17 protein-coding genes are annotated in these 22,725 nt (G+C 61.8%); 7 read left to right on the top strand and 10 right to left on the bottom strand.

Annotation, left to right across the window (positions count from 1 at the left end; translation table 11 throughout):
- Positions 1 to 197: 197 nt before the first annotated feature.
- The gene (locus tag GMET_RS00225; RefSeq protein ID WP_004513407.1) at positions 198 to 1,154 is read left to right on the top strand and encodes an IS110-like element ISGme8 family transposase; all 957 of its coding nucleotides are present in this window, start codon (positions 198 to 200) and stop codon (positions 1,152 to 1,154) included.
- A gap of 83 nt (positions 1,155 to 1,237) precedes the next feature.
- Here GMET_RS00225 and GMET_RS00220 read toward each other — a convergent pair whose 3' ends face one another.
- The 5 genes from GMET_RS00220 to GMET_RS00200 form a co-directional block, all read right to left on the bottom strand.
- Positions 1,238 to 1,756, bottom strand: a complete 519-nt coding sequence (locus tag GMET_RS00220; protein WP_004513811.1) for a BCAM0308 family protein — start codon at positions 1,754 to 1,756, stop codon at positions 1,238 to 1,240.
- A 103-nt stretch (positions 1,757 to 1,859) separates the two neighbouring features.
- Positions 1,860 to 3,602, bottom strand: coding sequence for a diguanylate cyclase (locus tag GMET_RS00215; protein WP_004513810.1), 1,743 nt, complete (start codon positions 3,600 to 3,602; stop codon positions 1,860 to 1,862).
- An 11-nt stretch (positions 3,603 to 3,613) separates the two neighbouring features.
- The gene (locus GMET_RS00210; RefSeq protein WP_004513809.1) at positions 3,614 to 4,294 is read right to left on the bottom strand and encodes a cyclase family protein; all 681 of its coding nucleotides are present in this window, start codon (positions 4,292 to 4,294) and stop codon (positions 3,614 to 3,616) included.
- A 71-nt stretch (positions 4,295 to 4,365) separates the two neighbouring features.
- Positions 4,366 to 5,271 (bottom strand): Hsp33 family molecular chaperone HslO, encoded by a 906-nt coding sequence (hslO, locus tag GMET_RS00205; protein ID WP_004513808.1) that lies wholly within the window; start codon positions 5,269 to 5,271, stop codon positions 4,366 to 4,368.
- A gap of 5 nt (positions 5,272 to 5,276) precedes the next feature.
- Complete coding sequence (locus GMET_RS00200) at positions 5,277 to 7,649, bottom strand: peptidase U32 family protein (RefSeq protein WP_004513807.1); 2,373 nt, start codon at positions 7,647 to 7,649, stop codon at positions 5,277 to 5,279.
- Positions 7,650 to 7,816: 167 nt separating this feature from the next.
- Between GMET_RS00200 and GMET_RS00195 the strand changes: the two genes are divergently transcribed.
- From GMET_RS00195 to GMET_RS00180, 4 genes are all read left to right on the top strand, one after another.
- Positions 7,817 to 9,637, top strand: a complete 1,821-nt coding sequence (locus tag GMET_RS00195; protein ID WP_004513806.1) for a KUP/HAK/KT family potassium transporter — start codon at positions 7,817 to 7,819, stop codon at positions 9,635 to 9,637.
- Between the two features lie 19 nt (positions 9,638 to 9,656).
- A complete protein-coding gene (locus tag GMET_RS00190; RefSeq protein WP_004513805.1) occupies positions 9,657 to 11,474 on the top strand; it encodes a KUP/HAK/KT family potassium transporter in 1,818 nt (605 codons plus the stop codon).
- 83 nt (positions 11,475 to 11,557) lie between these two features.
- Positions 11,558 to 11,968 (top strand): hypothetical protein, encoded by a 411-nt coding sequence (locus GMET_RS00185; protein WP_004513804.1) that lies wholly within the window; start codon positions 11,558 to 11,560, stop codon positions 11,966 to 11,968.
- A 65-nt stretch (positions 11,969 to 12,033) separates the two neighbouring features.
- Positions 12,034 to 12,642 (top strand): DUF4126 domain-containing protein, encoded by a 609-nt coding sequence (locus tag GMET_RS00180; RefSeq protein ID WP_004513803.1) that lies wholly within the window; start codon positions 12,034 to 12,036, stop codon positions 12,640 to 12,642.
- 39 nt (positions 12,643 to 12,681) lie between these two features.
- Here the strand turns inward: GMET_RS00180 and GMET_RS00175 are convergent, their stop codons facing one another.
- Positions 12,682 to 13,578, bottom strand: a complete 897-nt coding sequence (locus tag GMET_RS00175) for an HDOD domain-containing protein (RefSeq protein ID WP_004513802.1) — start codon at positions 13,576 to 13,578, stop codon at positions 12,682 to 12,684.
- Between the two features lie 208 nt (positions 13,579 to 13,786).
- Here GMET_RS00175 and GMET_RS18680 point away from each other — a divergent pair, with 208 nt between their 5' ends.
- Positions 13,787 to 13,939, top strand: coding sequence for a hypothetical protein (locus GMET_RS18680; protein ID WP_004513801.1), 153 nt, complete (start codon positions 13,787 to 13,789; stop codon positions 13,937 to 13,939).
- Positions 13,940 to 13,999: 60 nt separating this feature from the next.
- A complete protein-coding gene (locus tag GMET_RS00170; RefSeq protein ID WP_004513800.1) occupies positions 14,000 to 15,127 on the top strand; it encodes a metallophosphoesterase in 1,128 nt (375 codons plus the stop codon).
- A 19-nt stretch (positions 15,128 to 15,146) separates the two neighbouring features.
- Here GMET_RS00170 and GMET_RS00165 read toward each other — a convergent pair whose 3' ends face one another.
- From GMET_RS00165 to GMET_RS00150, 4 genes are all read right to left on the bottom strand, one after another.
- Entirely contained in the window at positions 15,147 to 17,441 is a 2,295-nt protein-coding gene (locus GMET_RS00165; RefSeq protein ID WP_004513799.1) for a serine protein kinase PrkA, read from the bottom strand.
- Positions 17,442 to 17,454: 13 nt separating this feature from the next.
- Positions 17,455 to 19,083: a SpoVR family protein gene (locus GMET_RS00160; RefSeq protein WP_011365619.1), complete on the bottom strand. Its 1,629-nt coding sequence runs from the start codon at positions 19,081 to 19,083 to the stop codon at positions 17,455 to 17,457.
- Between the two features lie 84 nt (positions 19,084 to 19,167).
- Positions 19,168 to 20,496, bottom strand: a complete 1,329-nt coding sequence (locus GMET_RS00155) for a DUF444 family protein (protein WP_081431808.1) — start codon at positions 20,494 to 20,496, stop codon at positions 19,168 to 19,170.
- Between the two features lie 50 nt (positions 20,497 to 20,546).
- Complete coding sequence (locus GMET_RS00150) at positions 20,547 to 22,607, bottom strand: serine protein kinase PrkA (RefSeq protein ID WP_004513796.1); 2,061 nt, start codon at positions 22,605 to 22,607, stop codon at positions 20,547 to 20,549.
- Positions 22,608 to 22,725: the final 118 nt, after the last annotated feature.

Raw genomic sequence — 22,725 nt, 5'->3', positions numbered from 1 at the left:
ACTCAGTTGCTCCGTTGCTTGTATGTTTCAGTAACCGGTTATATGTTCTCCAGAATTGGACACGACAGCTTGGTCGTTGCTTGGGCCAATTGAGCCCGTCACAGAGCGTAATGCGTCGTGTCCATCTTTCCTCAACCCGAACGGTTGCTTGGGCCGAAACGAGCCCGAATTTTCGCAAGAAAGGGACTGGAGAGAATATGGAACCCAATGATGCAGTTGTTGGAGTCGACGTTAGTAAAGAGCATCTTGATGTCTACCTCATGCCAACTGGTGACCAGAAAAGGGTGACTAACGATGATGCCGGTTGTGCTGAGCTGACGACGTGGCTCATTACGAACGCCCCTTGTCGGATTGTTCTCGAAGCCACCGGCGGCTTGGAGATGCTAGCTGTCAGCACCTTATCAGCAGCGGGTCTGCCAGTGGTCGTGGTTAATCCTCGGCAGGTCAGAAACTTTGCCAAAGCATGCGGGCTGCTGGCGAAGACCGATATTCTTGATGCCAAGATCATTGCCCGATTTGCCCAAGCCATCAAGCCTGAAATCAGGCCGCTCAAGGACGAGACAAGCCAAAATCTAGCAGCACTGCTGGCCCGCCGCCGGCAGTTGGTCGAGATGCTTGTGGCGGAAAAAAATCGCGTGATTTCCGCTGCACCTACGGTCCGCAAAGGCATCATGACCCATATTGCCTGGCTGACACAGCAGATCGATGACGTTGATAAAGACATCTCAACTCTTATTCAGTCCAGCGAATCCTGGAAGGCAAAAGAAGAAATCCTTACCAGTGTCAAGGGCATCGGCCCTGTGACTGCGGCCACCATACTGGCAGCACTTCCGGAGTTGGGGACCATTTCCCGACAGCAGCTTGGCGCTCTGGTCGGAGTATGCCCCTATAATCGGGACAGTGGCAAATTCCGTGGAAAGCGCGCAATCTCCGGTGGCAGAGCAACCGTGCGTTCTGTCCTGTACATGGCAACATTGTGTGCCGCCAGGTTTAACCCGGTTATAAAAGCCTTCTATCAACGCCTTACAAGCGCCGGAAAACTTCACAAAGTCGCGATCACCGCTTGCATGCGAAAACTACTCACCATCCTCAATGCCATGGTGAAAAACAACCAGAAGTGGGATCACTCGAAATTCACTCCACTTCTGCACTAATTTGTTGACTGAGAACACGGTTGCTCTGTGTTTCAATGATTTTCTGACAAAACAAGGCGACGTTTCCGTCGCCCTTTTCTGTGTCAGCGTGTCCAGTTCACCCGAACGAAGCCCTCGTCCTGGCTCCACTGAAGACCGAGCTTCCCGCTGTGGGATTTGTAGATCTCCTTCCCCAGCTTTTCCGCCAGCTTCTCGTCGGTGGTGCGGATGGTGAGGACATTCGCCTCCTGGCCGATCTCCATGATCCTGGCCAGGGGATTCTTGGCCCGCGCCTTCGCCTCGACATTCTTGACGGCGTTCAGGATCACCTCCTCGTGCTTGAGGAGGTAGTCGCCGGACAGGGTGACGACCCCAGCGGGGTTATTGTCCTTCATCCGCTGGCAGGCCGGGCAGACCCCCTTGTGGGGCAGATGGCCGGCGGGGAACTTTGCCCCTTCGTCACCCTCGTTGAACCACCGTTTCCCCCAGAAGGTAGCCTTGCACCCGGTGCAGACCACCGCCTCTTCCTTACCTTCAGCCGGCAGGTAGACATCCGTGCTGCGGGCTGCCCTCTTGCCGTGCTCCTCAACGCCAAACCGCGCTGATCCACGTGGAGTTGTCATAGGCGTCACACCCCTTTCCCGGAAGGCCTCCTGCCTTCCGCCCAATCGCCTGCAGTATTCTTACACTTTCCAGTATACCACCCGCCGTCCGGGACGCCACAGACTACGGGGAACGGCTCTCCACCCGGTCTCTTCCCAGCCCCTTGGCCCGGTAGAGGGCCTGGTCCGCCGCATCCACCATCTCCCGGGCCGTCGCGGCGTCGTCGGGGAAGGTGGCGATGCCGACGCTTACCGTGAGGAGACCGCCCGGCTGGGTCTCCTGGAGGGAAAAGGGGTGCTCGGCCACGGCCCGCCTCAGCTTTTCCCCGGCGATGAGCGCCAGGTCGCGGCCGGTTTCAGGCATGATGACCACGAACTCCTCTCCACCGTAGCGGGCCGCGATGTCGGAGTTCCTGATGCTGGCAACGAAAAGCTTGCTGATCTCCTTCAGCACCTCGTCGCCGCGCAGGTGCCCGTGCCGGTCGTTGTACTGCTTGAAGAAATCGATGTCGATCATGGCGAGGGAACAGTGCCTGCCGTAGCGGCGGGCCCGGGCCAGCTCGTGGTCGAGGCTCAACCAGAACTGGCGCAGGTTGAAGAGGCCGGTAAGGGGATCGGTGAACGCCTCGCTGGCGGCTATCTCGTAATTGCGCTTGAGGAAATCGTAATTGAGCTTCTGGGCGATGAGGCTGCGGGCCTTGAGGAAGAGCTCCTCCGTTTCGGCCGGGAGGGCGAAAAAACCGTCGGCCCCCGCCTGGGCGCTTCCCACCTTGGCCGAGCGGTCAGGATAGGGGGCGGTGATAATGACCGGGATCTGCTTGCTCCGTTCGTGCGCCTTGAGTCGCAGGCAGACGTCGATCCCTCCCACTTCGGGGAGGGAGAGGCTCAGAATGCAGAGGTCCGGGGCCATGGAAATCCCCTTGTCCAGGGCGTCCTGACCGCCGCCGGCAGTGATGGTTTCATACCCTTCGTCCCGTAGCCGCGAAAGAAGAGGCCCCGCGAAGTCCTCCTCCAGACCGGCCACGAGGACCCGGGGCGTGCGGACCATGCGAACCGAGGGACCACCCTTGGGGAGGAGAACGGTGAAAGAACTCCCCTCCCCGGCCTGACTCTCGACGGATATCCTCCCCCCGTGAAGATCCACGAAGTGCTTCACCAGGGCGAGCCCGAGCCCGAGGCTTCCGGGGCTGGCAATCGCGCCGCTCCCCATCTCGAAGCTCTTGAAGATCTGCCCCAGCTCCTCCTCCCGGATACCCGGCCCCTGGTCGGAAACCGCCACTTCCAGAAACCGCTCCTCCCGGCCTCCGGTCACGTTCCGCAGGCGCACCGTGATCCGTGACCCCCGGGGTGAAAACTTGAGGGCATTTGTGGCCAACTCTTCAATAATGAAGGAGAACTTCCCTTCGTCGGCCAGGAGGGTTCCCCCATCAACGCAGCCGGCATCGATGGCCACACCCTGTTTCTCGGCCCTCTCCCGCAGTCGCTTCACCACCCGCTCAAGGGCATCCTCGACGGGAAACTCCTTGGGAAGAAAGACCGCCATCCCCAGATCGCTGCTGCAGAGTTCCAGGACCCGCTGCAGCATCCGCTGGAGCCGCATCCCCCGTATGACGATGGCGTCGAGGCCACTCCGCTGCTCGGGGTTCACCTCCCCCATGGCGCCGTCCCGGAGGCAGGAGGCGAAGTCGACGATGCGGTCCAGGGGTCGCTGGAACTCCCGGGACATGTGGGAGAGGAATTCGGATTTCACCTGGGTGGCCATGAAGAGGCGCTCGTTGGCCCGCTCCAGCTCCTCGGTCCGTTCCCGGAGAAGGCGGCGCAGGAGGTCCAGCTCCCGGGCGCTGACGATCTTCCGTGATCCTGCCATGACGCCCCCTGTCAGGCCACGGGCCAACGGGTCGTGTGGGGGTCGAAGGGGGTTTCTCCCCCCTTCGGTTCCCTCCCCCGGAGGATGGCCCGGGCCGGAGCGCCGTCCCCGCCGGCAATCTTAAGGGGAAGGCAAACCAGTTCGTACTCACCCGGTTCCACCTCGGCAAGGGTGATCCCCTCCAGGATCACAACCCCCGCGTCCAGGAGCATCCGGTGGACGGTGATGCCGCTTGCGATTCCCTCGATGGAGAGGTAGTCGATCCCCACAAGCCGGACTCCCGCCTCGATGAGAAACGCGGCTCCCTCCTCGGTGAGGTGGGCAAAATCGTCCTGGAAGCCGGGGCTCTCCCAGAGGAGGGAATTGTCGGTCCGCAGGAGGAGCCGCTCCTCTCCCCGCACCGGAAGACGGGAAAGCTCACGGCGGCCGATGGCCCGCTCGCCGCGGATGTCCAGCACCCGGGCCTTCCCCATGAGAAGGGAGAGGGGGAGGTGGTCCACGGTGGCGCCGCCATCGCGGCAGTGGCCCGGCACGTCCAGGTGGGTGCCGCTGTGGGTGGTCATGGTAATGCGGGTGACGTTGGCTGTGTCTCCCCGGGCGATGCGGGTGACCGGCTCGCAGGTGACCGGTGGGTCGCCGGGGTAGACGGGGAGGTCGGGAGAAAGGGGAACCGTGATGTCGTGGATTGTCATGGTTGGCCTCCGCTGCGTGGGGGAATCACCGAAAAGTATACCCGCGGCGGAGGAATTTGCGAGGACGGGCGTTACATTGCTGAAATCCCGGCAAGGAGACGTTCAAGGTCGTCGCGGCCGAAATGGTAGTGCTCCCGACAGAACTCACAGGTCACCTCGGTCTCCCCCTGTTCGGCCAGGAGCGAGGCGAGGTCGTCACGCCCAAGCGATATGAGAACCCGCTCGATCCGCTCCCGACTGCAGGAGCAGACAAAGGCCAGTGCCCGCTTCTCCAGGGTGTCGTAGGGGATCCCCTCGAAGAGGTACTCCAGGAGCCCCTCGGGGCTCTTCCCCTGCCGGAGGAGCTCCGTGACCGGCGGCATGGCGCCGATCCGCTCCATGAGCCGGTCCACCGCTTCGTCGTTGTGGGGGGGGAGCGACTGGATGAGGAACCCGCCAGCAGCGGCGACGGCGCCGTCGGGCTCCACGAAGACCCCAAGCCCCACCGCCGACGGCACCTGCTCCGAGTCGGTCAGGTAGTAGGCGAGGTCCTCGGCGATCTCGCTCGTGTAGAGGAGCACCGTCCCCGTGTAAGGCTCCTTGAGCCCCAGGTCCTTGGTGACGGTGAGGAGCCCGGCCTGGCCGATGGCGGCGGCCACATCCAGCTTGCCGTCCTCCCGCAGGGGGTTCGCCTCCGGGTTCCCCACGCAGCCACGGACGGCGCCGTTGGCGTCGGCCTCCACGAGGATATTCTTCAGGGGGCCGTTCCCCTCGAAGCGGAGTGCCACCCGCTGGCCGGTCTTCAGGAGCGCTCCCATGAGGGCCCCGCCGGTCACGGCCCGCCCCAGGGCCGCCGAGGCCGTGGGCCAAGTGCCGTGGCGCCGGCAGAGCTCACCCACGAGGCCGGTAGTGACGCAGGCGAGAGCCCGGATGCTGCCGTCCCTGGCGATGACGCGGACGAGATAGTCGGTGATGATCGAGTCGGTGCTGTTTCCCATAGTATCTATACCAATCCCATGACAAAGTTGAATTCGCTCGTCCCCGGCACCCCCTCGCCCCGGGCAAGGGCGTCGAGGATGGGGCGCCACCGCTCCCGGGGGGCCTGGGAGAGGTCCACCACGAAAGAGCCGCACCCCGCCTCCTGGAGCCGGCCCCGGAAGTGGGTGACGGAGAAGCGGACCGCCGGGGTGATGGTGGTGAGGTCTCCCCGCACCGCCACCTCATACTCTTCGCCCCGGTCAGAGACCAGGGGGGCGTCCCCCTTCACCCCCTTGATGGCGACGCGGGTGGTCATGGCCGGCACCCCGCCGTAGACCAGGACCCGCCGTCGCACCGGCACCGGCGCGCCGAGGAGTACCGCCATGTTCTCCACGTCGTCCTCGATGTAGAGGGTGGAAGTGGTCACCCCCAGCTCGTGCCACGCCATGATGGCCTGGGTGTTGAGGGAGAAGAGGCGGTAGTCGGTGGAGAGCTCCACGTCCCGTCCTGCAAGGAGGGGGAAGTGGGAGAGGTTCGAGAGCTCGAAGCGGCGGAACCCCTGCCCCGTGAGGAGGGCGACCGCCTCCTGGTAGAAGGGGAGGTCCGCGTCGAAGATGACGAAGGGGAGGTGCCAGATGATCCGCCCCTCATCCCCCCGGAGCTTGCGCGCCGCAAGGGGAACCTGGTGGATGTTGGCCCGGGAGACCGGAAGGATGATGGCGTCTACCCCCTGCTGGCGAAGGATTGCGGTATCGCGCAGGTGCTCGATCCGGACCGTCACCTCGCCCTTGACCTCACGACGCGGGTGCCCCGGCGGGACCAGGGAGGCCAGTGCCCGTTTCCGCGCTTCGGCCCGGCGCTGGGCAACGCCGGCCGCCACCTTCTCGCCCAGTCGGCGATAGAAGTCGCGACGGATATCCTTGAGCCGAGCCGGCGGGATGAGGACCGAGGGGAAGCCCGGAGCGTCAAGACCCAGAAGCTCGAAGGGGGTCTCGCCGGTGCGGGAGAACTGGGCCCGAAGGACCCCCGCCATGTCGCTGGTGGTGGAGGGCTCCAGAAGACCGACCGGAAACTCGGCGGCAAATTCGGCACCGGCGGCCTGAGCGCCGATGCGGAGGGTCTCCCCGGCAAGGGAAAGCTCAAGGGCACAAGGGATCTTCCCCGGCTTGACCGCGTCGAGGCGTTTCAGGCAGGCGTTCTCGCTCATGGTGAAGGCGGTCTCGGAGGAGACCTTGAAGACCGCGTCCCCCGCCTTGAAGGCGAAAGGGGACACCACCGTGACGATGCTCCGTTCCTTCGCCGACTTCACCCGCTCCTTCCCCACAAAGATATCCTTCACCGTGAAGGCCTTGCCGGCCATGTCGCTCTTGGGCTGCACCCGGACCCGGTCCCCCACGAAGAGGCGGTCTTTCGTCTCGAAGGTGAGCCGGTCCCCCCGCACGCTCTTCACTTCCCCGAGAAAGCGCCCCGTAGCCCCCCGGAGGGTGGGGATGGCGATGTCGGTGGGGGTGCGGGAGGCCATGAACCCCTTGGTGGGGACCCGGCCGAAGGAGAACTTGAGGATCTCCTTGGCCCGGGCCGCCGCCTCGGCCCGCTTGCGCTCCGGGGCGTCGAGGACGAGGCGGTAGGCCTCCACCACGCTTGCCACGTACTCGGCCGACTTCATCCGCCCCTCGATCTTCAGGGACGCCACACCAGCGGCGGACAGGTCGGGGATGAGGTCCACGGTGGAGAGGTCGTTGGTGGAGAAGAAGTACCCCTCGTTCTGTCGATAGCGGTAGTGGCGGCGGCAGGGCTGGGCGCAGCGCCCCCGGTTGCCGCTGTGCCCCCCGAGGAATGACGAGAAGTAGCACTGCCCCGAGATGGCGAAGCAGAGGGCGCCGTGGATGAAGCACTCGATCTCCACCCCCGACTCCCGGCTGATATGGCGGATGTCGTCGAGGTGGAGCTCCCGTGCCAGGACCACCCGCTCGAACCCCATATCCCTGAGCATCCGGGCGCCGGGGAGGTTGTGGATGGTCATCTGGGTGGAGGCATGGCGGGGAAGGCCCGGAAAGTGGTCCCGGATGAGACGGGCAACCCCCAGGTCCTGGAGGATGACGGCATCGGCCCCCATGGCCTCCAGGGCGGCGAGGGTCTCCACGAGCTGCGGCAGTTCCCCCTCCTTCACCAGGGTGTTGAGGGTGATGTAGACCTTGCGGCCGAGGCCGTGGGCGTAGGCCACCATCCGCTCCATCTGGGTGAGGGGAAAGTTTTTCGCCTTGGCTCGGGCTGAGAACTCCCGGAGCCCCGCGTAGACCGCGTCAGCCCCCTTCTCCATGGCGGCGAAGAAGGCCTCCAGGGAGCCGGCCGGGGCGAGAAGTTCCGGTTTTTTCTTTTGTTCGTAGGGTTTATGCATCCGTTCAGACTACCCGAAGGGGGGAGAGAAGGTCAAGGAGAATGGCCGGAACAGGAGCCGGTTTGCGCTTGTGCCGCCGTGTGCTAAGTGATATAAGGGGCCGGCTGTATACATTGGCTCGCATCCCGATGCTCGGCACCGGCTCGCGAGCCTTGGAGGATGCACGGATGGTGCAGGAACACACGGAATCGTTCTGGGGCGGAATCATCAAGTCCATGGGGCTTGTTTTCGGCGACATCGGCACGAGCCCCATCTATACCCTCACGGTCATCATGACCCTGACGAAACCGGACGCCGAGCATGTCCTCGGCATCCTCTCCCTCATCGTCTGGACCCTCATCATCCTCGTCTCCGTGGAGTATGCCTGGCTCGCCATGAGTCTCGGCCGCAAGGGAGAGGGGGGGACCATCGTTCTCAAGGAGATCCTGGTCCGGCTCCTGAAATCGGGGCGCCAGGTGGCCTTCGTCGGCTTTCTTGCCTTCATGGGGGTCTCGCTCCTGCTGGGGGACGGCATCATCACCCCGGCCATCAGTATCCTCTCCGCCGTGGAGGGGATGCGGCTGATCCCGGGATGGGAGAACCTTGCCCAGGGGGTCCTGATTTTCATTGCGGCGGTCATCGCCCTCATCCTGTTCATCTTCCAGTTCAAGGGAACCGACAAGGTGGCCGGCGCCTTCGGGCCGATCATGGTCATCTGGTTCGGCGCCCTGACTCTGTCGGGGATCGTGTCGATCGCCGGCACTCCGGAGGTCGTCAGCGCGGTGAGCCCCCATCACGCCGTGACCTTCCTGATGCACAACGGCCTGGCCGGGTTCTTCATCCTCTCGGAGGTGATCCTCTGCGCCACCGGGGGAGAGGCCCTCTACGCCGACATGGGGCACCTGGGGCGAAAGCCGATCATCCGGGCCTGGTACTTCGTCTTCAGCGCCCTGGTCATCAACTACCTGGGGCAGGGGGCCTTCATCCTGAGAAACCCCAACGAAACGAACATTCTCTTCTCCATGGTGAAGAGCCAGGCGCCCATTCTCTACATTCCCTTCCTCTGCCTCACCATCATGGCCACCATCATCGCATCCCAGGCCCTCATCAGCGGGGTCTTCTCCATCGTCTACCAGGGGATCACCACCCGGATCCTCCCCCTCATGAAGGTGGATTACACCTCCACGCACCTGAAATCCCAGATATACATCGGCTCCGTCAACTGGTCACTGCTAGTGGCGGTCATCTTCATCATGCTCATTTTCAAGAAATCGGAAAACCTGGCCGCGGCCTACGGCCTGGCGGTCACCGGCACCATGTTCATCACCGGCATCATGATGACCATGATCTTCTCCCACACCACCAAAAAGTGGAAGGTCCCCATCGCCCTCGCGGTGACCCTCATCGACCTGGTCTACCTGACGGCCAACTTCCACAAGCTCCCCCACGGCGGCTACTGGTCCCTGATCCTTGCCTCGATTCCCCTGGCGATCATGATCATCTGGACCCAGGGGCAAAAGGCACTCTACCGGGCGCTCAGGCCCCTGGACCTGGACACGTTCCTCCTCTCCTTCGGGCAAATCTACGCCAAGGGGCACAACATTCCCGGCACCGGACTTTTCTTCGTGCGGGAGACGGCGGTGGTCCCCCCCTATGTGATCCACTGCATCATCCGGAGCAACATCATCTACGAACGGAACGTCTTCGTCTCCCTGAACCGCTCCGACGAGCCCTTTGGCGTCAAGGCCAATCTCACGAAGGGGATCGGGCCGGGGCTCGACAGTTTCGAGATCCTCGCCGGCTACATGGAGCTGGTTGACATCGAGCGGCTCCTCAAGAAGAAGGGAATCGAGGAGAAGGTCATCTTCTACGGCATCGAGGACATCGCCACCAACAACCCTTTCTGGCGCGTTTTCTCAACCATCAAGCGGCAGACCGCCAACTTCGTCCAGTTCAACAAGCTGCCGGTCAGCAAGCTGCAGGGTGTTGTGACGCGGGTGGAGATGTAATCCGAGGAGGGGACGGGCCATGGACCAGCATAAGGGAGACGCCTCACTGGGTGGAATCGTCAAGGCGCTCGGCCTCGTCTTCGGCGACATCGGCACGAGCCCCATTTATACCCTTACCGTCATCTTCACCCTGACCCAGCCGACGAGGGAGAACGTCTTCGGCATCCTGTCGCTGGTCTTCTGGACTATGACGATCCTGGTGACCATGGAGTACGCCTGGCTCGCCATGAGCCTGGGACGCAAGGGGCAGGGGGGGGAGATCGTCCTGCGGGAGATCATCATGAAGCTGGTGAAGACGGGGCGTCTCGTGGCCTTTGCCGGCTTCCTCTCCTTCGTGGGGGTATCGCTCCTGCTGGGTGACGGGGTTATCACCCCCGCCATCAGTATCCTCTCCGCCGTGGAGGGGCTCCTCCTGATCCCCGGCCTCGAAGGGCTCTCCACCGGGACCCTTGTCGCCATCGCCGCCGCCATCGCCATCGGCCTCTTCTCAGTCCAGTTCAAGGGGACCGACCGGGTGGCCGGCGCCTTCGGCCCCATCATGGCGGTCTGGTTCAGCACCCTCGCCGTCACCGGCGTCGTTTCCGCCCTCTCCATGCCCGAGATTGTGGAGGCGATCAACCCGTGGCACGCCTTCACCTTCTTCCGGGAGAACGGTCTGGCCGGCTACTTCGTTCTCTCCGAGGTGATCCTCTGCTCCACGGGGGGCGAGGCCCTTTACGCCGACATGGGACACCTGGGGCGCCGCCCCATCGTCAAGTCGTGGTACTTTGTCTTCATGGCCCTCTACCTCAACTACCTGGGGCAGGGGGTCTTCGCCATTACCCACCCGGAGGCGAAAAACCTCCTCTTCGGCATGGTCCGGGATCAGATGCCGACCCTCTACATCCCGTTCCTCATTCTCACCATCATGGCCACCATCATCGCCTCCCAGTCCATCATCAGCGGGGTCTTCTCCATCGTCTACCAGGGGATCACCACACGGCTCCTGCCGCTCATGCGGGTCGACTACACCTCCCGGGAGATCAAATCCCAGATATACCTGGGGGCCGTCAACTGGTCCCTCATGGTGGCGGTCATCCTCGTGATGCTCCTTTTCCGCAAGTCCGAGAACCTGGCCGCCGCCTACGGCATGGCGGTCACCGGCTCCATGACCATCACCGGCATCATGATGATCATCGTCTTCGCCCACACCACCAAGAAGTGGCGGGCCCTGGTGGCCCTGGTGATCACCCTCATCGACGCCGCGTACCTCCTCTCCACTTTCTCCAAGATCCCCCACGGAGCCTACTGGTCCCTGATCCTGGCGTCGATCCCCTTTGTCACCATCATCATCTGGACCCGGGGACAGCGCTCCCTCTACCACGCCCTGAAACCCCTCGACCTAGAGACTTTCCTCATCTCCTACGAGCAGATTTATGCCAAGGGGCCCATCCGGGGGACCGGACTCTTCTTCACCCGCGATACCGACGTGGTCCCCCCCTACGTGGTCCACTGCATCATCCGGAGCAACATCATCTACGAGCGCAACGTCTTCATCTCCCTCGTCATCACCGACGAGCCCCTGGGGGTCGAGACCGAGCTGATCAAGGGGATCGGGCCGGGGCTTGACGCCTTCCGGATCGAGGCCGGATACATGGAGGTGGTGGACATTGAGGCGCTCCTCAAGGCGAACGGCATCCAGGAGAAGGTCATCTTCTACGGGGTCGAGGACATCTCCACCCGCAACCCCCTCTGGCGGGTCTTCTCGGTCTTCAAAAAGCTCACCCCAAATTTCGTCCAGTTCCACAAGCTGCCGGCCAGCCGCCTCCAGGGTGTCGTGACGCGGGTGGAGATGTAATACTTCCACGCCTTTCCCTTCCATTGACAAGCACGCCTCGCGCCTTAGAATTACCTTACAAACCGCGACAGAGGAGTCCTTCAATGAAAACAACTATCGCCATCGTGATGATGCTGGCGGCAGGCAGCCTTGCGGCTGTCGCAGCCCAAGAGGAGGAAAAACCTTACTTTGCCACCATCGGCAGCGACGGGATCCAGCATGTGGAAATCGTTGGGGGGAGCTACTTCTTCAAACCGGGCCATATCGTTGTCAAGGTGAACGTGCCGGTGGAGTTGAAGGTACGAAAAGAAGCGGGGATGGTTCCCCACAATATCGCCATGAACTCGCCGGAGGCCGGGATCGTTTTTGATGTCAGCCTGGGTGAGGAGCCGAAAATCGTGAAATTCACCCCGGTCAAGACCGGCAGGTACAGTATGTACTGCGACAAGAAACTTCTCTTCTTCAAGAGCCACCGGGAAAAGGGGATGGAAGGCGTGCTCGAAGTGGTCGAATGAAACCCGAGGGTCAGGTCTTGGCGAAGAGGAGCATACAACCGACGTTCGGACTGGGATGATTCACCATGGATATACTAGCACTGCTGGGGACGGCCACCGGCATCGCACTCTTTTCGGGGCTGAGGCTCTACACGACAATCCTTGCCATTGGCCTTGCCCTGCGATTCGGCTCCTTCCATCTTCCACAAGGCCTGGCAGGGCTTTCGGTCCTTGCCGACTGGCGGGTGCTTGCCATTGCGGCGGCATGTTTCGTTGTCGAATTCCTGGCGGACAAGATTCCCCTCGTCGATACGGTCTGGGACGGGATCCACACCTTTATCCGCCCAATCGGGGCCGCGGTGCTCGGCTACACCGTTATCGGCAACTATGATCCGTGGATTCAGGTGGCGATCGTCCTCGCCTGTGGCGGCATCGGCTTCACCGCCCATTCGGCAAAGGCGGGCACCCGTGTGATCCTCAACCAGAGCCCGGAGCCCATCAGCAACATCGGGGCAAGCCTGGTGGAGGACCTCTTCGCCGTGGGCGGCTCCCTGATCGCCCTGACACACCCCCTTCTGATGCTGGGAGGGGTCGTGGTATTTCTCCTTGTCTTTGCCTTCCTCGCCCGCAAAATCGTGCATCTACTGATCGGCAGGTTCCGACGCCCCAGGGGCGACATGAATGCCCCATCGTGAGGTGATGCCCATCACTGGCGTCCGCCGCAACAAGGGCTCTCAGATGAACAGGAAGATCGATTCCACCTGGAGCCTGATGTCTTCAATGGCGTTGTCCAGGTCACGGAGGATCGTCTCAATGGCGTCTGCATCGATGCCGGGAAAGTGCCCGGCCATGCGGCACCACGCCGCGTATTCGGTCTCGCCCCCCTCGCTCACCTCATACCCGCCGTAGTCGATGCTCCGCCAGCGGCAGAACTGGTCAGCGACGGCGATGATGGAAACGAGGCCGGCATCATCCTGGGGAGCGTGGGTCGGCTCATGATGGTAGAGCATGGCATCAGTCACGAATTTCGGAACATTCCACCGTCTGCCGATGACGTGACCCACTTCGTTGTGGGTGGTGCCGAGCAACAGGGACTCGACCCCGTGGAAGGAATGCCCCTCTGCCTTGGCCTTCTGGGCGATCTGGGCAAACATCGGTTCGAGATAGTAGTTGAGGAATACCTCGCCGATGTCGTGGAGCAACCCGGCAATATACGCATTATCCGGTTCGGCGTAGCCGACCTTTTTGGCGATCCTCTTGGAGACCAGGGCGACGCCAAGGGCGTGGGACCAGAGTGTTGCCCGATCGATGACCCCCTTTCCTTCCCTGAACAGGTCGACGATCGAGCAGGTGTAGATGACCTCTTTGATGTGATCCAGCCCCAGGTATAGGATCGCCTCTTTCAGGGAGACGATGTTTTTCATGGTGCTGTAATAGGGAGAATTGGCCAGCCGCAGGAGCCTGATCGTCAGCACCTGGTCCATGAGGAGAAGGTCGAGAATTTCCTGAATATCCACCTCGGGGTCGTGAAGTTTTTGTACAATGCTGACAATAACCGTCGGGACGGTTGGAAGTTCGGGAATCGTGGCCAGCAACTCTTCGGCCCTGGCAATCCGGTTGTCGACATTCATGGGCTACCCTCCTGTGCCTGGTCCCTAACCTTTTGGACTCACAGCTCTTATCGGCATCCCCCGCCTCTTTCTTGAGAGGAAAACCGACCCTGCCCGCAGAGCGTCGAATGGCGCCGTAGCCACGCTGCCGCTCCGTGATACAATTATCAGGTTTGCGGGGCATGAACAGGTACCTTATCTTCTGCGTAACGAAACGGAGGGTACACACATGGAAGGTTCAAAGCGATTCGGGGAGACCTACCGCACGTGGGCAACGGGAGAGAAGACCGAGGGGATATGCGAGGTGTGCGGCGCGGAGTTGGAAATTGATCCGGAAAGTGGCGAGCAGTCGTGCCCGTCCTGCGACAATCCGGAGCCTTAGGATGCGCGTCGGAGGAACGTCTGTGCCCCATTTCCTTGCCACCAGGGAGTAACAACCGTCGTGAACCTCTTTCTGCTCGTCTTTTTCCTGGTCTACGGCGGCACTCACGCCTATTTCTTCGTCAAGGCGCGGGGGGCCTTCGGCTTCGGCCCATCCATAGGCACCCTCCTCGCTTTTTTCCTGGCGCTCATGGCCATCGCGCCGGTCCTCGTCCGTATCACCGAGCGGCAGGGGTGGGAATTCACAGCCTGCTTCCTGGCCTGGACCGGCTATCTCTGGATGGGCCTCCTCTTTTTCTTCTTTTCCGCATCTCTTGCCATGGATCTCTTTCACCTCGTTCTCAAGGGGGGAGGAACGCTCCTGCAGCGCGACCCGTCCCTCCTGATCATCGGAAGAAGGGCCGCCTTCGGCATCGCCGCAGCCTACGCAGTATTGGCATGCCTGTCGAGCTACATGGAGGCACGACACATCAGGTCCCGGCGGATCGTTATCCCCACCACGAAACTTCCCGCCACGATCCCGAAGCTGACGATAGCGCAAATTTCCGATGTCCATCTGGGTCTGATTGTACGGAAGGAACGGCTTGAGAATATCCTGGCCAGAGTCAGGGAGGCCAGGCCCGACATCGTCGTCTCGACGGGGGATCTGGTGGACGGCCAGATCAACGACCTGTCGGCTCTGGAGAAACCCCTGGCGGAGCTCTCGCCCCGGTACGGAAAGTTCGCGGTAACCGGCAACCACGAGGTTTACGTCGGTCTCGACCAGGCCATCGGTTTCACTCGCAGGGGAGGATTTACGGTCCTGCGGGGGGAGGGGGTGACCGCCGGGGGAGTGGTAAACATCGCCGGGGTCGACGACCCCGCAACCCCTTCGCCGCCCCATGCCGAACGGAACGCCCTGGCGGGACTTCCCGCCGACCGTTTCACCATCCTTCTCAAGCATCGCCCCCGGATCGACGGGGAGACCGTTGGACGCTTCGACCTCCAGCTCTCGGGCCACGTCCACGGCGGCCAACTCTTCCCCTTCGGGCTCCTGGTCCGTCTCTCCTATCCCTACATGGACGGCTTTTATCGGCTGGCGAACGGGTCAGCCCTCTCCGTGAGCCGCGGCAGCGGCACCTGGGGTCCGCCGCTCCGTTTCCTGGCCCCCCCCGAGGTTACCATCATCGAGTTGATCCCCTTCGGCTGAAGAAGGGGCTAGCCGTTCATCAGGTGCTGCCGTACGCCTTGGCCAGGTCGTTGTCGATGGCGTAGATGCAGACCTCCTTGGCGCCGTTCTTGGTGTAGCGGAACTTGCTGCAGAGGTTGTTGACGAGGAAGGTGACGTCGTCGCGGATCCGCTTGTCGTAGGTCTTGAACTCCTCTTTCCCGAAATCCTTGATGGCGCGGCGGAAGTTGACGTTCTCCAGGAAGGGGTCCAGGGCCTTCTCCTTCAGGTTGAAGACATATTTGTCGAACAAAGTCCGGTAGAGACGGGTAGCGGTGATTCCCTTCCCCTCGAAGAGGATCTCCTGGGCCAGGGTGTGGGCGGCGTACTCCCGCTGGATCTCTTTCCTGAACGCGAGACGCTGCGCCCGGTCGCGGCCATTGGCCCCCAGAAGACGGCTCTCGATCCCCTCGAAGAATGACTCGCTGATGTGGAGCTTGTCCCTGGTCCAGGTACAGGTTTCGTCCACCTCGGGCTCGAAGTTGATGGCAAAGAGGTAGTTCTGAACGTCCCGGGAGATCTGCTCCTCGTTGTAGTAGTAGAGAGATTCCTTCACCTCCTGGAGAATGGTGAAATTGTAGAGTCCCCTGAGGGCGTCGAGGAAGCCGTTGGGGAGCTGCTTCCCCAGCTCCGGGTGGACCTTGGTGAAGAAGGCGATGAGGATGGTCATGGTGATCAGCTTGTCCTTGCGGGCAAAGGTGGAATAGAACTCGCCGAAGATCTTCAGGGCGTCGCGCCCCGAAAAGCCCCTGTGCCCCTCGTTCTCCCCCTCGGAGATGATCTGGCGCCGCCGCTTGGCAGTGAGGCGCTTGCGGTCCTCCTCCGAAAGCCAGGGGGGGATGAACCCGGTATAGATCTCCATCTTGAGAAGCTGGAGGTTGAAATCGCAGAAGGTGCTGTAGCGGTGGGGCTCGGGGATCCACTCGTGCATGGCGAAGGAGCGTTCGTCCATGCGCGACGCGATGATGATCCGGGCGAAGTTGTGGAGGACCCGGGGCAGGAAGCTGTGGTCGATGTGCTTGCCGAAGGTGTTACGGTAGATCTCCACCTCGGTGTTGAGGTCCAGCACGTAGGGTATCTTGATGTACTCGATCCGGTCCAGGAACGACTGATACCCCTCGATGTTGCTCTTGTCCTCGGGGTTCATGAGGGCCAGGAACAGGGAGTCGACGTTCTCCTCCAGGTCGTCCACCTTGTGTACCCCTTCACTCACGATGTTGTGGAGCTCGATGAGCCGGTCGGTGTTGTGCCCTTTGATGTCCATGAGGGAGTAAATGCCGTTGTTGGTCTTGGCATACTCGGAGAAGAGGTACTTCACCAGGTTGCTGTCCTTGAGAATGGCGTTGATCCGGCTCTGGAGCATCTCGTTGGTGAAGACGCTGTTGCGCATCGGCTTGTCGCCGGGGTTGAAGACGCTGACCCCCTCGCCGAGGCGCCGGTTGAAACGGTAGGGGCGGGCGTGGAGCATGCCGAGGACCGCCGCCGGGCTTTTCAGCCGGGCCAGGAGCGCCTGGTAGAGGGAGCTGCAGATGGTGCAGGGGGTGTCGCGGAAGAGCCACTCGTACTCCTTCTCGGTGAAGAGACGCCACTTCATCTCGTCGTTCTTGAACAGGTCGTCGAAGAACTGGCGCCTGAGCTGCTTCGGGATCACGAGGAGGGGATTGTCGTGGGAGGGGCAGGGGATCTCCACGTAGTCATCCCCCGGATGGAGGGCGTGCTCCGCCGCCAGGAGCTCATCCTGACTGAAGTCGTGCTCCTCCAGGAGCTTGGAAAGCTTGTCGAGAAAAACTGCTGTCTCGTGCCGGGTGAACCCCCCGAATGCCTGGCGGTCCAAACGCCAGACCGCCTCGTAGCGTATTCCCGCGTCGGTATTGACGTAGTTCTCGAACTTCAGGAGCAGGTTGTTGAGGAAGGTGCTCTTGCCGCTTCCTGGCGGCCCCTCGAAAACATAGATCTTGTTCTGGAGGGAACCCCGTTTCAGGGCCTCCACAAGCCCCACGAACCGGTTGGCGAAGAGGCGGTCGGCGAAGAAGGGATGGTCGGTCCCCTCCACGAAGAGGCGACGGCAGTCATAGGGGATGAAATGGATCGATTCGGGGTCGTCGGGATACTCGTCGGCGCCGATGTCGATGTGGCTCATGACCATGTCATGGAAGACCTGGAAAACGTTGCGGATGACCCGCGTGGGATTGGCCACGAGAATCTTCAGGAACTCCTCGAAGGGAATGGGGGCTAGGTGCTCCCATTCGTTCGCGCTCCGGTCCATGTGATGTAATGCCCTGCTTATGGTGTCCATGGGTCTGTTCCGCTCACACGAGAGTCTTGGAAAGTGTCCGGTTTTCCATGGTGTAGACGTGCCGACGCCAGTGGATCTTCGGCGCTTCCCCTTCGCCGCGGGGCGCGCCCGCTTCCCGGGGAGGAGCCGACGCCACTTCGCTGGTCTCCAGCTTCACCGGTCCCCCCCAGAGGAATTCTATCCCCAGCATGGTGTTGGCGATAAAGTCCGGGATCAGCGGTTTCCCCTCGAAGAGATGGTTGAGGTAGAGGGTCTTCCCCCCCCCTTTTGCCCGGTCCACCTCAATGCGGGGTGGATGGTAGAGGGATTCCAGGAGCATGCCCCGGTATTCCTCGGCCTTACGGCTCTTGACGTAGTACTGCCACGCCGTCCGCTCCGCATTCAGGCGCTTCCCCACCACGAAGAGGTTGTGGCGGTTGACGAAGTCCTGGTCCACGTAGGTGTTGATGAAGGTGAAGTCGCAGAGGTTTTCCCGCACCGCGAAGATAACGTCGCGCCCCGTGCCGGTGGCCCGGTCGAACTCCTTCCGGGCATGGCTGTCGGCAAGCCGCTGGTACTCCAGGGAGAGCCGCCCCTGATCGCCCCCCTCCTCGATCTGCTGGAAGAGCCGCATTCCGATGGCATAGGGATTGAGCCCCACCCGGTGGAGGCAGGTGACCCCCGAGTGGACCCGTGCGAAGTCCACCTCGTGCCCCTTGATCCGGTCGTCGGTGAGAAAGAGGGTCTCGTGCCAGTAGCTGGCCCACCCCTCGTTCATGATCTTGGTCCGGATCTGGGGCTGGAAGTAGACCGATGTGGAGCGGATCACCTCCAGCACCGACTTCATCCACAGGTTTTCGTCCTGGTTCAGGAACTCCGAATGCTCCATGAGGAACTGGAGAAGATCGAGCCGCTCCTCCTTCTTCTCCCGGGTTCCCTTGAGATAGAACGCCTCGAACTCCGGATTCTTCGCCACCACGTCGGCAAAGAAGCTCTCCTCGCACAGCTCACCCACTTCCCGCCTGCAGCGGTTGTAGCGCTCGATCTCCTTCACGTACTCGGCGGTCTTCACCCCCTTGACCTCCTGGAGGAAGACGTCGAAGTAGTAGTCAAGCCGCTTGGAAAAGGGGGGGCGGTCCTGCCGGAAGAGGTGGGAGAGCCCGTCAAAGTACCCCACCAGATTGTCAATGGCGCGGGCGAACTCGATGACGTAGTCGACCCACCGGCCGTGCTCGGAGCGCAACCGCGCGATGAGCCGCTTGTCGGCCAGGGCCTTCCCGGTCAGGTCGTATTCCCAGGTATGGCGGAAGTAGAGGTTGTTCTGGAAGAAGTCGATGTGGGCCAGGACGTGGTAGAAGATCATCACGTTCAGCCAGTCGGGATTGTTGTCGTTGTAAAAGGAGATGGGAGGGCGGGTGTTGATGACCGTCTCGTAGGGGTTGCTGGGGTAGAGTTCGTACTTTCCCTTTTCCCTGAGCAGTTCCACGTCATGGACCCAGTAGTCGTAGAGGGTCGGGATCATCACCTTCGGGTGAAGCTCCAGCATGTCCCGGTTGGTGACGATGTACTCCAGGGTCTCGTCGGAGAAGCGCAAGCCGGCGTCGCGAGCGCGCTCCTTGCACCCTTCCATGATGCTCTTGGTATGTTGATCGATGAGTTCCATATTCAGGTCTATGGAGGGGCGCCGCTTGCTGCGCCCTTGCATCCGGTGACGGGCGCGGCAAGCAGCGCCCCTACCCTATGACACCTAAGAAATCAAACGTTTTATCCCATCGATAATCCGCGTCTCGTCGGCATCCTCTCCCATCACATCCATGCGCAAAAACTCCGGCTTTTCATCCAGGAGCCCCGACCCCTTCAGGTACCGCTCCACCTCGGTGGCCCCGCGGGAGCCGTAGGCGTTATGCTCGGCGATGGTGATCCCCACCCGGTTGGTGTAGGTGAGCATCCGCCGCAGTTCGGGAATGGTCTCCTCGCCGTTGGTGTCCCAGTCGTCGCCGTCGGTGCCGTGGAAGACGTAGATGTTGTAATCCTTGGCAAGGCTCTCCTGCTCCACGATGTCGTTCACCATCTTGTAGGCCGCCGCCACCCTCGTTCCCCCGGCAACCCGGAGGTTGTAGTAGGTGTAGAAGTCGGGGACCTCCCGGGCGTCGTTGTCATGGAGGACGAAGCGGGTCTCCACCTGCCTGGCGAACTGGTAGAGGAGCCAGCTGTAGATGAGCACGTGCTGGGAGCAGATCACCTCCGACGCCTTCCCCTCCATGGATCCGGAATAGTCGCGGACGAAGAAGACGAGGGCCTGGGACTCGTACTCCAGTTCCCGGGAGAGGATCCGGAAGATTCGGTCCCGGGGGTCGATGAGGAGGCGGGTCGTGTCGATGTTGGTCACATCATCGATGTTCCCCAGGGCGATGTTGGTCTCGATGACCCGCTTGAGGGTCTGCTTCTTTTCGAGGATCTGGCCGAAGCCCCGGTTGCGGTCGGTGAGGTCGTAGGTGTAGTGGGAGAGGGAGCTCTTCTTCCCCTTTTCCTTCAGGTTCGGCAGATTGAACCGCTCCGTCAGAATCCGCCCCAGGTCGTAGGCCGATGACTCCAGTTCATGCCCCTCGCCGCCACCGTGCCCCGCGGTGCCGCTTCCCGCCCCCTGCTCGGGGCGGACCGGCTGCTCGCCAAGGATATCCCCTTCCGCCTCGTCGCCGGTCCCCCCCATGGGTTCCTCCTCTTCGGGAGGAGTGGGGGCCCGGTCGTGCATGAACTTCTCTTCCACCGTGGTGGGAACCACCACGAACTTCTCCTGTTTCCCCTTACCCGGCTTGATGAGCTTGCCGATCCGGATCTTGCGCGGAAAGCCGTCCTCTTCCCGGAGCCGGTCCCGCTCCAGAAGTTCATCCAGGGAGCGAATCCGGGTGGTGTAGGACCCTTCAGGCCCGGGGGCAAGGGAGGAGATGTCCCATATTTTAAAGATTTTGGAGTCTTCGTTTTTCATGTTGGTTTCAGACCGTATAGAAACGTGGATTGTTCGCAAGGTCAAGGCGATCGAATGATTGCGCGGAGGCGTAGCAGCGCTACGCCGCACAAGCAATTATGAAGATCAACGCAGAGATTGCGGAAAAGCCGCGTTTCTATCTAGATCTCGTCTTCCTGCGTGCAGAAGTACTCTATGGTCTTCTGGGCGCAGGTCCGGCAGTAGCCCAGCTTCTTCAGCATGGTGTCAACCATCCGGTCGTAGAGCTTCTGGTTCTCCTCGTTGGTCCGGTTGGCCAGGGCGCCGATGAGGCTCCCGGCACCGGCGATGTCGCTCTTGAGCCGCACATCGGTCACCGCCTTCACCAACTCCAGGTTGTCCATGAAGTCGTAGGTGGAATCCACCGATATCTTCTGGCCGTAGATCTTGCGAATGGAGGTGCGGAAGCTCTCCCGCTGCTCGTCGGTCTTGAGGCCAAGCCGGTCCTCCACGTTCTTCACGTAGCGCTCATCGATCTTCAGGGCCTTCAGCTCGCCGGTCTGGGGATCCTTGTACTTCCACATCCGGTCGGGGCCGAGACTCTCCGCGTCGATGCCGATGATCATGTTCACGTAGTTCATGACGTCCTTCTTGACGGCGTAAGGCTCGTCCATGTAGGCGTTGAACATCTCAGTCATGATCCGCTCGCGGTAGAGCCCCTTGGCTATCTTCAGGTCCTCCAGATACTTGGCCCGGTCGTTCTGGTCGGGGACATAATCGAGAACGATCCGCTCCAGGGACTTGAACACGTCGTAGGCCACCATGCAGCGCCCCTCGTTGGTTTCCGAGCTCTCCACGAGGAGTTGCACGGCCCGCCCCAGGTTCCGCTGGCCGAGCCCCTTCTGGCCAAAGCGCTTGGTGACGTCCTGCTCCTGGCTGAGGATGTCCACCACCTCGGCCAGGGTCTTGAGGCTCTTCTCCCCGGCGATCTCGCCGGCGGCCAACTTCATGGCCTCGATGGGGGTGAGCTTCTCGGAGCGGGGAAGCCGCGTGAGCACCACCCCCACGCAGGCGGCGTAGTTCAGGTTCGGGTCCTGGTGGAGCTCCTCCCGGTTCAGGGTGGTCTTGGTCTCGCCGCCGATGGCGTAGGTGGTGAGCTGCTCCTGCATCCGGTAGTTGGTGTTGTGGGAGACGTAGCAGATGCGGCAGCGGTCGATAATGGGAGCCTCTTCCTTCTCGGAGAGGTACCGGTTGAACTCGGCGTTGTTGCTGGTGGCGATGATGAGGGTGTCGATGGGCCAGCGGTAGCCGTCGATCTCGATGACCCGGTTCTGGATGACCCCCAGGTAGACCTGCACCAGATCCTTCTTGTTCTTGTAGATCTCGTCGGAGAAGTGGATGCCGCCGCCGGCCACCCGAGCCAGGGCGCCGCGGCGGAGATCGAAGCGGTAGGGGTTGTTGATGTCGGTGATGTGGAGAAGCCGCTGGATCGACTCCTCACCCAGAAGGTCCACGGCGCTGGAGGTGATCTTGTCCTTGGCCGCGTATTTGCCGGTGACGGTTCCGAGGGTCTCGGTTAGGGGGACCGGAATCACCTCGATGAACTTCAGCATCTCTTCGATGTTGCCGCCGGTGAAGGTGCGAATGTCGTTGAGGATGTAGCTGGAGCAGGCCCCCAGGGGACGGTAGTTGTCGGCCAGGCGCTGCAGCTCCTTGTCGGTGAAGCCGAACTCCCGGGCCAGGAACTCCGTGGCCTCGTCCCGTGACTCGAAGAGGTTCATGGCGAGCACCATGGGATCCTCGTAGGTCTGGGACTCGATAATGTCGATCTTCCCGTAGCTCCCCAGCTGCGCCATCCCCGTGTAACGGAAGGAATGTCGCCGGTTCTCGGGCTTCGACAGGAACTCCCGGTAGCGGCCGCAGACATACTCCACGAAGAAGGTCTTGCCGTTGCCCGGCTCTCCCACCAGGACGAAAGCCATCTCCTTGGAGGAGCCCCCCTCGGCCGCGTCCTTCACGAAGGAGACGAAGCTGTTTATCTCGTCGTACATGCCGACGGGGTGCTTGCGGCCGGTGCGGAAGATCCGGAAATCGTAGGTGGTGCGGCCGTTGACCACAACCTTGTCGACCCCCTGCTCCAGGATCATCCGAGTCACCCCCTGGAAGGCATTCTCGAAGCGGAGTTTCCCCTCCTTGACCGCAGCGATGTGATCGCGAAGCGTCACGGTGCCGGTACCGTTCATCGTTTTCTCCCCCCTCGGAACGCGGGCAGGCGAAGAGCGTCTTCACCAGCCCGAAAAGTGCGGGTCGCGGGGCAACCCTTGGCGCCAATTAAGTATACACATTTTTTCGGGCAGCCAA

This window comes from Geobacter metallireducens GS-15, from assembly GCF_000012925.1.
Classification (GTDB): domain Bacteria; phylum Desulfobacterota; class Desulfuromonadia; order Geobacterales; family Geobacteraceae; genus Geobacter; species Geobacter metallireducens.
The sequence above is the reverse complement of the archived record's forward strand: the minus strand, read 5'-3'. Positions and strand labels throughout refer to the sequence as shown.